Source organism: Kitasatospora sp. NPDC047058, assembly GCF_040643935.1.
Taxonomy (GTDB): Bacteria; Actinomycetota; Actinomycetes; order Streptomycetales; family Streptomycetaceae; genus Kitasatospora.
Genome location: NZ_JBEYVJ010000073.1, coordinates 16,559 through 29,887, shown reverse-complemented (window position 1 = coordinate 29,887; position 13,329 = coordinate 16,559). Strand labels below are relative to the sequence as shown.

General features: G+C 70.5%; 10 protein-coding genes and 1 tRNA gene. 8 read left to right on the top strand and 3 right to left on the bottom strand.

All coding sequences use genetic code 11. From position 1 onward, the window contains the following. Positions 1-93: 93 nt before the first annotated feature. Positions 94-2,778 carry a DNA polymerase I gene (gene polA, locus ABZ885_RS14480; RefSeq protein ID WP_360187560.1) on the bottom strand — a complete coding sequence of 895 codons (2,685 nt, stop codon included), beginning with the start codon at positions 2,776-2,778 and terminating at the stop codon, positions 94-96. A 320-nt stretch (positions 2,779-3,098) separates the two neighbouring features. On the opposite strand from polA, the gene ABZ885_RS14475 reads away from it, so the two are divergent. The 6 genes from ABZ885_RS14475 to ABZ885_RS14450 all read left to right on the top strand — a co-directional run bounded on the left by ABZ885_RS14475 (position 3,099) and on the right by ABZ885_RS14450 (position 9,971). Beyond that, complete coding sequence (locus ABZ885_RS14475; RefSeq protein WP_360187546.1) at positions 3,099-3,575, top strand: hotdog fold thioesterase; 477 nt, start codon at positions 3,099-3,101, stop codon at positions 3,573-3,575. 622 nt (positions 3,576-4,197) lie between these two features. Continuing rightward, positions 4,198-5,430 (top strand): branched-chain amino acid ABC transporter substrate-binding protein, encoded by a 1,233-nt coding sequence (locus ABZ885_RS14470; protein ID WP_360187544.1) that lies wholly within the window; start codon positions 4,198-4,200, stop codon positions 5,428-5,430. A 125-nt stretch (positions 5,431-5,555) separates the two neighbouring features. Further along, complete coding sequence (locus tag ABZ885_RS14465; RefSeq protein WP_360187542.1) at positions 5,556-6,485, top strand: branched-chain amino acid ABC transporter permease; 930 nt, start codon at positions 5,556-5,558, stop codon at positions 6,483-6,485. Positions 6,486-6,490: 5 nt separating this feature from the next. Beyond that, entirely contained in the window at positions 6,491-8,425 is a 1,935-nt protein-coding gene (locus ABZ885_RS14460; RefSeq protein WP_360187558.1) for a branched-chain amino acid ABC transporter permease, read from the top strand. 8 nt (positions 8,426-8,433) lie between these two features. Beyond that, a complete protein-coding gene (locus ABZ885_RS14455) occupies positions 8,434-9,258 on the top strand; it encodes an ABC transporter ATP-binding protein (RefSeq protein WP_360187556.1) in 825 nt (274 codons plus the stop codon). Next, the gene (locus ABZ885_RS14450) at positions 9,255-9,971 is read left to right on the top strand and encodes an ABC transporter ATP-binding protein (RefSeq protein ID WP_360187539.1); all 717 of its coding nucleotides are present in this window, start codon (positions 9,255-9,257) and stop codon (positions 9,969-9,971) included. Before ABZ885_RS14455 ends, ABZ885_RS14450 begins: the two co-directional genes overlap by 4 nt. Before the next feature lie 79 nt (positions 9,972-10,050). Here the strand turns inward: ABZ885_RS14450 and ABZ885_RS14445 are convergent, their stop codons facing one another. Further along, complete coding sequence (locus tag ABZ885_RS14445) at positions 10,051-10,665, bottom strand: response regulator (RefSeq protein ID WP_360187554.1); 615 nt, start codon at positions 10,663-10,665, stop codon at positions 10,051-10,053. 142 nt (positions 10,666-10,807) lie between these two features. On the opposite strand from ABZ885_RS14445, the gene ABZ885_RS14440 reads away from it, so the two are divergent. Together ABZ885_RS14440 and ABZ885_RS14435 are read left to right on the top strand one after the other, a co-directional pair. Further along, a tRNA-Leu gene (locus ABZ885_RS14440) sits at positions 10,808-10,880 on the top strand. A 118-nt stretch (positions 10,881-10,998) separates the two neighbouring features. Further along, positions 10,999-11,772 carry a transcriptional regulator gene (locus ABZ885_RS14435; protein WP_360187552.1) on the top strand — a complete coding sequence of 258 codons (774 nt, stop codon included), beginning with the start codon at positions 10,999-11,001 and terminating at the stop codon, positions 11,770-11,772. A gap of 50 nt (positions 11,773-11,822) precedes the next feature. On the opposite strand, the gene pyk is transcribed toward ABZ885_RS14435, so the two are convergent. Then, positions 11,823-13,253: a pyruvate kinase gene (pyk, locus tag ABZ885_RS14430; RefSeq protein WP_360187538.1), complete on the bottom strand. Its 1,431-nt coding sequence runs from the start codon at positions 13,251-13,253 to the stop codon at positions 11,823-11,825. Positions 13,254-13,329: the final 76 nt, after the last annotated feature.

The following is a 13,329-nucleotide window of genomic DNA, read 5'->3' as shown; positions in this document are numbered from 1 at the left end:
ACGCGCTCGGCCGAGACGATGGTGTTCCGCTCGGCCATCGCGGTAATCGCCGCGACCACCTCGGGGCCCGGGCCCGCCGGAGGACACCACGCGTCAGTGTGCGGCGGCCTCCCAGTTGGGGCCGACGCCGACCGAGACGTCGAGCGGGGCGCGCAGCGGGTAGGCGCCGGCCATCTGCTCGCGGACGATCGCCTCGACCTGCTCGCGCTCGCCGGGGGCCAGCTCCAGCACGATTTCGTCGTGCACCTGGAGCAGCATCCGGGAGGCGAGCCCGGCCGCGCGCAGCGCGTCGTCCACCCGGAGCATGGCGATCTTGACGATGTCGGCGGCCGAGCCCTGGATCGGGGCGTTGAGGGCCATCCGCTCGGCCATCTCGCGGCGCTGGCGGTTGTCGCTGTTGAGGTCCGGCAGGTAGCGGCGGCGGCCGAGCAGGGTCTCGGTGTAGCCGGTGGCGCGGGCCTCGTCGACGACCCGGCGCAGGTAGTCGCGGACGCCGCCGAACCGCTCGAAGTAGGTGTCCATCAGGCCCTGGGCCTCGGCGGGCTTGATGCCGAGCTGCTGGGAGAGCCCGTAGGCGGAGAGTCCGTAGGCCAGGCCGTAGGACATCGCCTTGATCTTGCGGCGCATCTCGGCGTCGACCGCGTCGCCGGGGACCTCGAAGACCTGGGAGGCGACGGTGGTGTGCAGGTCCTCGCCGGAGGCGAAGGCCTCGATCAGGGCCTCGTCCTCGGAGAGGTGGGCCATGATCCGCAGCTCGATCTGCGAGTAGTCGGCGGTGAGCAGCGCCTCGTAGCCCTCGCCGACGACGAAGGCGCGGCGGATCATCCGGCCCTCCTCGGTGCGGACCGGGATGTTCTGCAGGTTCGGGTCCTGCGAGGAGAGCCGGCCGGTGGCGGCGACCATCTGGTTGAAGGTGGTGTGGATCCGCCCGGCCGGGGAGACCGTCTTGAGCAGGCCCTCGACGGTGGTGCGCAGCTTGGCCTGGTCGCGGTGGCGGAGCAGGATGACCGGCAGCTCGTTGTCCGTCTGGGTGGCGAGCCAGGTGAGGGCGTCGGCGTCGGTGGTGTAGCCGGTCTTGATCTTCTTGGTCTTGGGCAGGGCCAGCTCGCCGAAGAGGATCTCCTGGAGCTGCTTGGGCGAGCCGAGGTTGAACTCGTGGCCGGCCGCGGCGTGCGCCTCCTCGACCACGCGCTGGATCTCGGCGGCGAACTGGGACTCCAGGCCGGTGAGCCAGGGGCGGTCGGCGGCGATGCCGGTGCGCTCCATCCGGGCCAGCAGGGCGGCGATCGGCAGCTCCATGTCGCGCAGCAGCTCGGTGGCGCCGGCCTCGGCGAGGCGGGTGTCGAAGAGCGCGGCGAGGTCGAGCACCGCGCGGGCCTGCAGCATCAGCGCCTGGGCGCCGGCCGTCGCGTCCTCCTCCGGGGCGTCGAAGGCGAGCTGGCCGGACTCGGCGGCGGGGGCCGGGGCGAGCGAGCGGGCCAGGTACTCCTCGGCGAGCACCTCCAGGGTGAAGGTGCGGCGGCCGGGCTTCTCCAGGTACGCGGCGAGGGCGGTGTCGGCGACGACGCCCTCGATGGTCCAGCCGCGCTCGGCGAAGGCGCGCATCACCTGCTTGGCGATGTGCAGGGCCTTGGGGGCGGCCGGGTCGGCCAGCCAGGCGGCGAAGGCGCGTTCGTCCTCCTCGCCGAGCAGTGCCGGGTCGAACCAGGCGGCGGCCTCGCCGGCGGCGAGCGCCACCTCGGTGACCTCGCCGGTGCCGAGCGCCCAGCGGTAGACGGCGGCGAGGGCGACCGGGGCCTTGCCGGCGGCGTGCTCGCGCAGCCAGGCGGCCAGCGTGCCCGGGTCGGTGAGCAGCTCGCCGTCCACCTCGACGCCGGGGGCGAGCTCGGCGGCGGCCTCGGGCTCGGCGGCGGCCGGGTCGATGCCGAAGACGCGGTCGCGGAAGTTGGCGTTGCGGAACTCCAGCGACTCCATCAGGGTGCCGACGGCCTCGCGGTCGAACCCGGCGCGGCCCAGGTCGCCGACGCCGAGCGGGAGTTCGACGTCGCGGACCAGCTCGGTGAGGACGCGGTTGCGCTTGACCGAGTCGAGGTGCTCGCGCAGCTTCTCGCCGATCTTGCCCTTCACCTCGTCGGCGCGGGTGACGAGTTCGTCGAAGGAGCCGAACTGGTTGACCCACTTGGCGGCGGTCTTCTCGCCGACGCCGGGGATGCCGGGCAGGTTGTCGGACGGGTCGCCGCGCAGCGCCGCGAGGTCGGGGTACTGGCGCGGGGTGACGCCGTACTTCTCGGCGACCTTCTCCGGGGTGTAGCGGGTGAGTTCGGAGACGCCCTTGGTCGGGTAGAGGACGGTGACGTGCTCGGTGACCAGCTGGAGCGAGTCCCGGTCGCCGGTGACGATGTCGACGTCGTAGCCGGCCGCCTCGGCGGCGGTGGCCAGGGTGGCGATGATGTCGTCGGCCTCGAAGCCCTCGACGCTCAGCCGCTGGACGTTCATCGCGTCCAGCAGTTCGTGGATCAGGCCGATCTGGCTGCGGAACTCGTCCGGCGTCTTGGCCCGGTTGGCCTTGTAGTCGGGGAACTCGGCGGAGCGGAAGGTCTGCCGGGAGAGGTCGAAGGCCACCGCGAGGTGGGTCGGCTGCTCGTCGCGGACGGTGTTGGCGAGCATCGAGGCGAAGCCGTACACCGCGTTGGTGGGCTGGCCGGTGGAGGTGTTGAAGTTCTCCACGGGCAGCGCGTAGAACGCCCGGTAGGCCATCGAGTGCCCGTCGAGCAGCATCAGCCGGGGCCGGGCCCCGCCGCCACCCGCCGCGCTCTTGTCCGTACTCTGCGTAGCCACGTCAACGTCCGTTCCTGCCGATTCCACTACCGGCCACCGATCCTATGGCCCGGCACCGACAAAAGGGGCGCGCCGGAGGCCGGGGCCCGCCCGGCACGCCGGGGTGCGGAGGGGCGGGCGCGGGGGCGGGCGCACCGGGCATCCGCCGGGCGCACGCCCGACGCGCCAGCCGTCCGACGCGACCGCTACCGCCGAGTAGGACGGTCGTACGATCACAGGCAGCACGATGACGTGATCCCCCGAGCGGCAGGAGCTCCCCCATGACCGACGCTGCCCCCGAAGCCACCCGTGACGCGGCCGCCGTCCTGAAGGTCCCGCAGGAGGTGCTGGACCACTTCGCGAAGCTGGGCGTCGACCCGGCCACCTTCTCCGGCGGCCACCTCGGCGAGAAGCTCGGCATCCGGATCGTCGAGGCCTCCGGCGACCGCGTGGTCGGCACCATGCCGGTCGACGGCAACCAGCAGCCGTACGGGCTGCTGCACGGCGGCGCCTCGGCGGCACTGGCCGAGACCCTCGGCTCGGTCGGCGCGATGCTGCACGCCGGCCCCGGCCGGTACGCGGTGGGCGTGGACCTGAACGCCACCCACCACCGCTCGGCCACGTCCGGCCTGGTCACCGGCGTGGCGACGGCCGTGTTCAAGGGGCGCACCGCCGCCACCTACGAGATCGCGATCACCGACGACACCGGCAAGCGGGTCACCAGCTGCCGCCTCACCTGCATGCTGCGCGACCTCTGAGCCGGAGGGCCCCGCGACCCGCGGGGCCCGGCTGACGCACCGTCGGCCCGGCCGGCCGCCCGACGGCCGGTCAGCCGGGTCGAGGTGCCGTCAATTCCCTTGCCCGCCCCCTTGTTTGACCTTCGGCCTCCCCGGGAAGGCGTTGGTCTATACAAGGGGGCGGTTGCGTGTTCACAGAATTTCAACCGTGTAACGCTGCGTAACGGTCGGCGATTTCGACCGGCGGCGGCTCGCCATGCCCGGAGTGACACGGAAGCCCGTTCGTCAACCCCTCCAGGGTCCGTTATGCGGACCGGCACGCCCGGAACCAGCACAGCGAACGGTCGCGTCCGATTATCGGCGAGGCCAGGTGCCACCCCCATTTCTGGGCCTTACACCTGTCTACCAGCCGGTAACGGCCCGAAAGCACCGGATCGGTCGAACCGAAACGACCACATAGTGAGACAGTCCCTCCGTGTGCTCATAACAAGAGAATCACAGCCTCGCCGCACCCCTGCCCCCGGCCGCCCGGGGGCATCTAGAGTCACGGCCAGTCACCGCGCCACCGGATTGGGCCAGGCCCACCGCGCATCCGGCTCCCGCCTCTCAGGCGCGGCGCCCTCCCGAACCGAAGGGGACCCCCGTGCGTCACCGTTCAGCAGTTGTCGTGAGCATTGCCGTCATCGGCGCCCTCAGCCTCAGCGCCTGCGGCTCCCGTGATGAGAAGAAGTCCGGGGACGGCAACAACGCCGGGTCCTCCACGACCGTCACCATCGGCATCGACGCCCCGCTCACCGGCGACCTCTCCGCCCTCGGCCTCGGCATCCGCAACTCCGTCGAGCTCGCCGTCAAGCAGGCCAACGAGAAGAACGAGGTGCCCGGCGTCAAGTTCCAGATCAAGTCCCTGGACGACACCGCCAAGCCCGCCCCCGGCCAGCAGAACGCCACCCAGCTGGTCGCCGACAAGGACGTCATCGGCGTCGTCGGCCCGCTGAACTCCAGCGTCGCCCAGTCCATGCAGCAGATCTTCAACGACGCCAACCTCGTCCAGATCTCCCCCGCCAACACCGGCGTCGCCCTCAGCCAGGGCGAGAAGTGGGCCAGCGGCGTCAAGGCCCGCCCCTTCAAGTCCTACTTCCGCACCGCCACCACCGACGCCGTCCAGGGCCCGTTCGCGGCCGACTTCCTGGCCAAGGACGCCAAGAAGACCAAGGTCTTCCTCATCGACGACCAGAAGACCTACGGCGCCGGCCTCGCCGCCACCTTCAAGGCCCAGTTCCTCAAGGACGGCGGCACCGTCGTCGGCGAGGAGCACGTCAACCCCGACGACCGCGACTTCGCCGCCGTCGTCACCAAGGTCAAGTCCTCCGGCGCCGAGGCCGTCTACTACGGTGGCGAGTACCCGGCCGCCGGCCCGCTCTCGCTCCAGCTCAAGGACGCCGGCGTCAACATCCCCCTCATGGGCGGCGACGGCATCCAGAGCGGCGACTTCATCAAGCTCAACCCCAAGGGCCAGGGCGACTTCGCCACCGCCGTCGGCCTCCCGGTCGAGCAGCTCCCCACCGCCGCCAAGTTCATCGCCGACTACAAGGCCGCCGGCTACAAGGACGCCTACGAGACCTACGGCGGTTACTCCTACGACAGCGCCTGGGCCATCATCCAGGGCGTCAAGGCCGTCGCCGCCGCCAACGGCGGCAAGCTCCCCGCCGACGGCCGCGCCAAGGTCGTCGAGGCCGTCCAGAAGGTCTCCTTCGACGGCGTGACCGGCAAGGTCTCCTTCGACGAGTTCGGCGACACCACCAACAAGCAGCTCACCGTCTACACCGTCAAGGACGGCAAGTGGGCCGTGGAGAAGTCCGGCACCTTCAGCGGCTGAACCTGACCCAGCGTCGGTAACGCCACAGCACGTCGGAAACACCGCGCGGGGGCGCCACGAGTGCCCCCGCGCGCCCACATCCACCACCCACGCGGACCCACCCCACGCACAACGGAGGCCCAGCGGTGCACGACCTACCGCAGCAGCTGGCCAACGGCCTGATCCTCGGCGCCCTCTACGGGCTCGTCGCGATCGGCTACACGATGGTCTACGGCATCGTCCAGCTCATCAACTTCGCCCACGGCGAGATCGTCATGGTCGGCGGCTTCGGCGCCCTGACCGCCTACCTCGCCCTCCCCGGCGGCACCACACTCTGGCTGGCCCTACCGCTGATGCTGATCGCCGGCATCCTGGTCTCCACCCTCACCGCCGTCGCCGCCGAGCGCTTCGCCTACCGCCCCCTGCGCACGGCACCCCGCCTCGCCCCGCTGATCACCGCGATCGGCCTCTCCATCCTGCTCCAGCAGCTCGTCTTCTCGTTCTACCCGGACGCCAAGAAGGCCCGCGTCTTCCCGAAGATCCCCGGCGACCCCTTCGCCCTCGGCTCCGTCACCATCCAGCGCAGCGACGTCTTCCTGATCATCGCCGCCCCGCTGTGCATGCTCGCCCTCGGCTGGTTCGTCACCCGAACCCGCTCCGGCCGCGCCATGCAGGCCACCAGCCAGGACCCCGACACCGCCAAGCTCATGGGCATCGACACCGACCGCATCATCGTCATGGCCTTCGCCATCGGCGCCGCGTTCGCCGCCGTCGCCGCCGTCGCCTACGGCCTGCGCAGCGGCCAGGTCGACTTCCGCATGGGCTTCATCCTCGGACTCAAGGCCTTCACCGCCGCCGTCCTCGGCGGCATCGGCAACATCTACGGCGCCATGCTCGGCGGCGTCGCCCTCGGCCTCGCCGAAGCCCTCGCCACCGGGTACATCCAGCACCTCCCCGGCATGCACCTCTTCGGAGGCGGCGCCTGGAAGGACGTCTGGGCCTTCGTACTCCTCATTCTCGTACTCCTCGTCCGGCCACAAGGCCTGCTCGGCGAGCGCGTCGCGGACAGGGCGTGAGCACCATGACCACCACCGACACCACCGAGACCACCCCGGTCATCCCGCTCCCCGCCCGCGTCGCCACCGTCCTCACCGGCCTCGGCGCCGCCGCCACCGCCGGCTCCGCCCTGATGTCCTGGACCTGGACCTCCGAGTTCCCCGGCGACCTCACCTACTTCGGCTCCCCCGCCGGACTCCAGTGGCTCGCCCTCACCGCCGGGCTGCTCACCCTCGTCCTCCTCCTCGGCACCCAGGGCGTCCCCGGCCTCCGCTGGGCCGCCCCCGCCCGCACCAACAACGCCGTCCTCTACGCCGCCACCGGCGCCTTCGCCGTCGGCTGGTTCTCCGTCATCGCCATCGCCGTCGACCTCGGCGGACTCGCCAACCTCGAACCCGGCGGCTGGGTCCTCGGCGCGGGCTCCCTCCTCACCCTCGCCGGCGCCCTCGGCCTCCCCCTCGACCGGCGCACCCACGTCCCGCTCAAGGTCCTCAACTGGCGGCTCTTCCTCATCAAGCCGATCGCCTGGATCGCCTACGCCGGCGCCGCCGCCATCCCCGAGGACAAGCCCGTCGCCCCCGTCCTCACCGCCCTCACCGCCGGCGCGGTCATCGCGGGCACCGCCGTCCTCCTCGTCCAGGCCGGCCACCTGGTCAACCACTGGCTGCGCCTGGGCACCGTCCCCCGCCCGCTCCCCGCCCCCCGCGAGCTGCCCTCCCTCGTCGAGGTGCTGCTCATCGTCGCCGCCTTCGGCATCGGCCTGTTCGCCATCACCTTCGGCATCGACACCGAGTACGGCGAGCTCTTCATCGGCTACCTGCTGCTGGCCGGCTCCGTCGGCGCCGCCCTCGGCAAGTCCGGCCTGGTGCCCCGGCTGCGCGCGCTGACCGTCAAGTACCGCTCGGTCACCACCGGCGCCGCCTTCGCCGCAGCCGCCAGCTTCCCCTTCACCCAGAGCAGCGACCAGTACACCTCGGTCGCCGCCAACATCCTGATCTTCGCCACCGTCGCCCTCGGCCTCAACATCGTCGTCGGCCTCGCCGGCCTGCTCGACCTCGGGTACGTCGCCTTCCTCGGCGTCGGCGCCTACGCCGCCGCCCTGGTCTCCGGCTCCCCCGCCTCGCCGATCCACGTCCAGTTCCCCTTCTGGGCCGCGATGCTCACCGGCGCCGTCGTCTCCATGGTCTTCGGCGTCATCATCGGCGCCCCGACCCTGCGACTGCGCGGCGACTACCTCGCCATCGTGACCCTCGGGTTCGGCGAGATCTTCCGCATCACCATGCTCAACCTCAACGGGACCACCGGCCCCAAGATCACCAACGGCTCCAACGGCATCCCGCGGATCCCCGACCTCAACATCCTCGGCTGGGACCTCGGCAAGCCCACCAACCTCTTCGGCATCGAGCTCGGCCGGTTCTCCAACTACTACCTGCTGATGCTGCTGGTCACCGCGCTCGTCGTGCTGGTCTTCGCCCGCGTCGGCAACTCCCGCATCGGCCGCGCCTGGGTCGCCATCCGCGAGGACGAGACCGCCGCCGAGGCCATGGGCATCAACGGCTTCCGCCTCAAGCTCCTCGCCTTCGCCCTCGGCGCCTGCCTCGCCGGCCTCGCCGGCACCGTCCAGGCCCACGTCAGCTACACGGTCACCCCCGACCAGTACACCTTCGCCGAGGCCCTGCCGCCCAACTCCGCCTTCCTGCTCGCCGCCGTCATCCTCGGCGGCATGGGCACCATCAGCGGACCGCTGGCCGGCGCCACCCTCCTCTTCCTCGTGCCCAAGAAGCTCGAGTTCCTCTCCGACTACCAGCTGCTCGCCTTCGGCATCGCCCTCATCGTGCTGATGCGGGTCCGCCCCGAGGGCCTCATCCCCAACCGCCGTCAGCAGCTGGAGTTCCACGAGGCCACGATCCCGGCGCAGCCCGCCGGCGACGCGGCCGCCCTCACCAAGGCAGGGGCGTGACCAGCCAGATGACCACCACCGACGCCCCCGCCGCCACCACGGCCAAGCCCATCCTCGAAGTCTCCGGCGTCACCATGCGGTTCGGCGGCCTCACCGCCGTCAACGACGTCTCCCTCACCGTCGGCGAGGGCGAGATCATCGGCCTCATCGGTCCCAACGGCGCCGGCAAGACCACCTTCTTCAACTGCCTCACCGGCCTCTACGTCCCCACCGAGGGACGCGTCGCCTACCGCGGAACGGTCCTGCCGCCCAAGCCCCACCTCGTCACCCAGGCCGGCATCGCCCGCACCTTCCAGAACATCCGGCTCTTCGCCAACATGACCGTCCTGGAGAACGTCCTCGTCGGCCGGCACAGCCGCACCAAGGAAGGCCTCTTCTCCGCCATCCTGCGCGGCCCCGGCTACCACCGCGCCGAGGCCGCCAGCCGGGCCAGGGCCATGGAACTCCTCGAGTTCACCGGCCTCGCCGACAAGGCCGAACACCTCGCCCGCAACCTTCCCTACGGCGAGCAGCGCAAGCTCGAGATCGCCCGCGCGCTCGCCTCCGACCCCGGCCTCCTGCTCCTCGACGAGCCCACCGCCGGCATGAACCCCCAGGAGACCCGCGCCGCCGAGGAACTCGTCTTCGCGATCCGCGACCGCGGGATCTCCATCCTCGTCATCGAGCACGACATGCGGTTCATCTTCAACCTGTGCGACCGCACCGCCGTCCTCGTCCAGGGCCAGAAGATCGTCGAAGGCGACCGCGAAACCGTCCAGAACGACGAACGCGTCATCACCGCCTACCTCGGCGCCCCGCTCGAAGGCACCACCGCTTCGGAGGACACCCAGTGACCGCGCTCCTCGAGGTCCAGGACCTCCGCGTCGCCTACGGCAAGATCGAAGCCGTCAAGGGCATCAGCTTCACCGTCAAGCAGGGCGAGGTCACCACCCTGATCGGCACCAACGGCGCCGGCAAGACCACCACCCTGCGCACGCTCTCCGGCCTGCTCAAGCCGACCGCCGGGAAGATCGAGTTCGACGGGCAGCCGCTGAACTCCATCCCCGCCCACAAGATCGTCTCGCTCGGCCTGGCCCACTCCCCCGAAGGCCGGCACATCTTCCCGCGCATGACCATCGAGGAGAACCTCCTCCTCGGCGCGTTCCTGCGCAGCGACACCGCCGGCATCGCCGCCGACGTCGAGCGGGCCTACGGGCTCTTCCCCATCCTCGGCGAGCGCCGCAAGCAGGCCGCGGGCACGCTCTCCGGCGGTGAGCAGCAGATGCTCGCGATGGGCCGGGCACTCATGTCCCAGCCCAAGCTGCTGATGCTGGACGAGCCCTCGATGGGCCTCTCGCCGCTGATGATGCAGAAGATCATGGCGACCATCGTCGAGCTCAAGGCCGGCGGGACGACCATCCTGCTGGTCGAGCAGAACGCCCAGGCGGCGCTGTCGCTCTCCGACCAGGGCTACGTCATGGAGACCGGCCGCATCGTCCTCCAGGGCACCGGCGCCGACCTGCTCCACGACGAGTCCGTGCGCAAGGCGTACCTCGGCGAGGACTGACCCGCCCACGGAAAAGGGCCCCGTCCGACCGGACGGGGCCCTTTCTCGTACCTCTTACCACTCTTACCTACTGCTCGTACTACTCGCCCTTGGCCTCGTCGGCCTTCTTGCGGTCCTGGGCGGCGCCCTCCTCGATGACCGCCTCGGCCACCGCCGCCATCGTCATCCGGCGGTCCATCGAGGTCTTCTGGATCCACCGGAACGCGGCCGGCTCGTTGAGCCCGAACTTCGTCTGCAGCACGCTCTTCGCGCGGTCCACCAGCTTGCGGGTCTCCAGCCGCTGGGTGAGATCCGCGATCTCCTCCTCCAGCGTCCGCATCTCGGTGTACCGGGAGACGGCCATCTCGATCGCGGGCACCAGGTCGCTCTTGGAGAACGGCTTCACGATGTACGCCATCGCCCCGGCGTCCCGGGCCCGGTCCACCAGCTCGCGCTGCGAGAACGCGGTCAGCATCAGGACGGGCGCCAGGTGCTGCTCGTGGATCCGCTCGGCGGCGGAGAGCCCGTCCAGCACGGGCATCTTCACGTCCAGGATGGCGAGGTCGGGACGGAGCTCCTCGACCAGCTTCACCGCCGTCTCCCCGTCGCCGGCCTCGCCGACGACGGTGTACCCCTCCTCCTCGAGCATCTCCTTGAGGTCGAGACGGATCAACGCCTCGTCCTCGGCGATCACAATCCGGGTGATCTGGGGCATGTCGGTCTCAAGCGGCTCGGCCTGCTCGTCGGCGGTGCTCACGGGGCTCCTAGTTCCGGCGGGGTACTGCATGCACGAGGGTACCTAGACACGGTATGTTTGAACTCAAGCAGGGTCGGGGGCAACCTTCGAAACTGTGGATGCCCCGGTAGTCCAGCGGGAGAGACACGGCACTCAAAACGCCGCCAGCGTGGGTTCGAATCCCACTCGGGGCACTTTCCTTCGATTCTTAAGCCGCTTAGGGTGACCTAACAGTTGGCGATCTTCATCAGTTCGGATGAAGACCTTCGTTTTGGCGTGCCCGCGGCCACTCGGATCCGCAGGCTCGACCACATGTACGACATGGCCACCCGCCAGCGGGCGATCCGACTCCACGCATCCGGCCTGACCATCAGCCAGGTGAGCCGCGCAACCGGGATATCCCGCTTCGCCATCCGCGCGTGGGCGTCCGGGGCCGTACCGAGCCCCCGCATGACGGCGGAGTGCCCTGTTCCGCACGGCCGTCTGGACCCTTCGCGGCCCCGTGCCGACTACGCCTACCTCCTCGGCCCCTACCTCGGCGACGGCTGCATCAGCCGCGGTCGCCGTGACGTCCACGCCCTCCGCATCGCCTGCGGCGACGTCTGGCCCGGCCTCATCGACGAGTGCGCGCGAGCCGTCGCTGCCGTGATGCCGCAGAACAAGGTCATCCGCGTCCGAGCCGTCGGACACACCAGCGTGGTCAGCACCAGCAAGCACTGGCCCTGCCTCTTCCCCCAGCACGGCCCGGGCCCGAAGCACCTTCGGCCCATCGTCCTCGCCCCCTGGCAGCAGGAGATCGTCGACGCCCACCCGTGGGAGTTCCTGTGCGGCCTGATCCACTCCGACGGGTGCCGCATCACCAACTGGACCGTCCGGACCGTCGGCGGCGCCCGGAAGCGCTACGAGTACCCGCGCTACTTCTTCACCAACACCTCGGCCGACATCGTCCGCCTCTTCACGGACACGCTCGACGCCGTCGGCGTGCAGTGGAGGTCCGTCACCCGCCCCACCGGCGCCGTCGACGTCTCCGTCGCCCGCAAGGCGTCCGTCGCCCTCATGGACGCCCGCATCGGGCCCAAGTACTGACCGCCCGCACCCCCTCCGCGGGGAGGGGGCGCAGGCGCAGCGGGGTCCGGTCAGTTGTCGAGTGTGCCGACGTGGTGGACGCGGACGAGGTTGGTGGAGCCGGCGAGGCCGGGGGGTGAGCCGGCGGTGATGACGACGATGTCGCCCTTCTGGCAGCGGCCGAGGGAGAGGAGCGCGGCGTCGACCTGTTCGACCATCTCGTCGGTGGTGGGGGCGAAGGGGCCGAGGAAGGTCTCGACGCCCCAGGTGAGGGAGAGTTGGCTGCGGACGGCGGGTTCGTAGGTGAAGGCGAGGACGGGGATGGGCGAGCGGTAGCGGGTGAGGCGGCGGGCGGTGTCGCCGGACTGGGTGAAGGCGATGAGGTACTTGGCGTTGAGGAAGTCGCCGATCTCGGCGGCGGCGCGGGCGACGGCGCCGCCCTGGGTGCGCGGCTTGTTGGTGGTGGTGAGCGGCGGGAGGCCGGCGGCGAGGACGTCGGTTTCGGCGGCTTCGATGATGCGGCCCATGGTGCGGACCGTTTCGACGGGGTACTTGCCGACGGAGGTCTCGCCGGAGAGCATCACGGCGTCGGTGCCGTCGAGGACGGCGTTGGCGACGTCGGAGGCTTCGGCGCGGGTGGGCCGGGAGGCGTTGATCATCGAGTCGAGCATCTGGGTGGCGACGATGACCGGTTTGGCGTTGCGCTTGGCCAGTTTGACGGCGCGCTTCTGGACCATCGGGACCTGTTCGAGGGGCATCTCCACGCCCAGGTCTCCGCGGGCCACCATGATGCCGTCGAAGGCGTCGACGATGGCGTCGAGGTTCTCGACCGCCTGCGGCTTCTCGATCTTGGCGATGACGGGGAGGAAGCGTCCCTCCTCGGCCATGATGCGGTGGACGTCGTCGATGTCGCGGCCGCTGCGGACGAAGGAGAGGGCGACGAGGTCGGCGCCGGTGCGCAGGGCCCAGCGCAGGTCGGCGACGTCCTTGTCGCTGAGTGCGGGGACGGAGACGGCGACTCCGGGGAGGTTGAGGCCCTTGTGGTCGGAGACGAGGCCGCCTTCGATGACGAGGCAGCGGACGTGCGGTCCGTCGACCTCGGTGACTTCGAGGGTGACGCGGCCGTCGTCGACGAGGATCCGTTCGCCGCGGGTGACGTCGGTGGCGAGGCCGGCGTAGGTGGTGCCGCAGGTGTTCTGGTCTCCGACGACGCCCTTGTCGGTGGAGATGGTGAACTCGTCGCCGCGTTCGAGAAGTACGGGTCCTTCGGCGAAGGTGTCGAGGCGGATCTTCGGGCCTTGAAGGTCGACGAGGATGCCGACGCTGCGGCCGGTCTCGTCGGCGGCCTTGCGGACCCGGCGGTAGCGCTCCTCGTGCTCGATGGTGGAGCCGTGGCTCAGGTTGAAGCGGGCGATGTCCATTCCGGCGTCGACCAGGGCCTTGATCTGGTCGTACGAGTCGGTGGCGGGCCCGAGGGTACAGACGATTTTTGCTCGGCGCATAGTGCTGAGGGTAAGGATTACCGGCGCGTAACATCGACGTCCGTCCGGACGGCGGGATGACCTTTGCCGGACGGCG

Bases quoted from the DNA above. Each gene is read 5' to 3' on its own strand.
- ABZ885_RS14435 (WP_360187552.1), top strand. From the start codon at position 10,999: ATGTACGACATGGCCACCCGCCAGCGGGCGATCCGACTCCACGCATCC.
- polA (WP_360187560.1), bottom strand. From the start codon at position 2,778: ATGCTGCTCGACGGGCACTCGATGGCCTACCGGGCGTTCTACGCGCTG.
- ABZ885_RS14460 (WP_360187558.1), top strand. From the start codon at position 6,491: ATGACCACCACCGACACCACCGAGACCACCCCGGTCATCCCGCTCCCC.
- ABZ885_RS14475 (WP_360187546.1), top strand. From the start codon at position 3,099: ATGACCGACGCTGCCCCCGAAGCCACCCGTGACGCGGCCGCCGTCCTG.
- ABZ885_RS14445 (WP_360187554.1), bottom strand. From the start codon at position 10,665: ATGCCCCAGATCACCCGGATTGTGATCGCCGAGGACGAGGCGTTGATC.
- ABZ885_RS14455 (WP_360187556.1), top strand. From the start codon at position 8,434: ATGACCACCACCGACGCCCCCGCCGCCACCACGGCCAAGCCCATCCTC.
- pyk (WP_360187538.1), bottom strand. From the start codon at position 13,253: ATGCGCCGAGCAAAAATCGTCTGTACCCTCGGGCCCGCCACCGACTCG.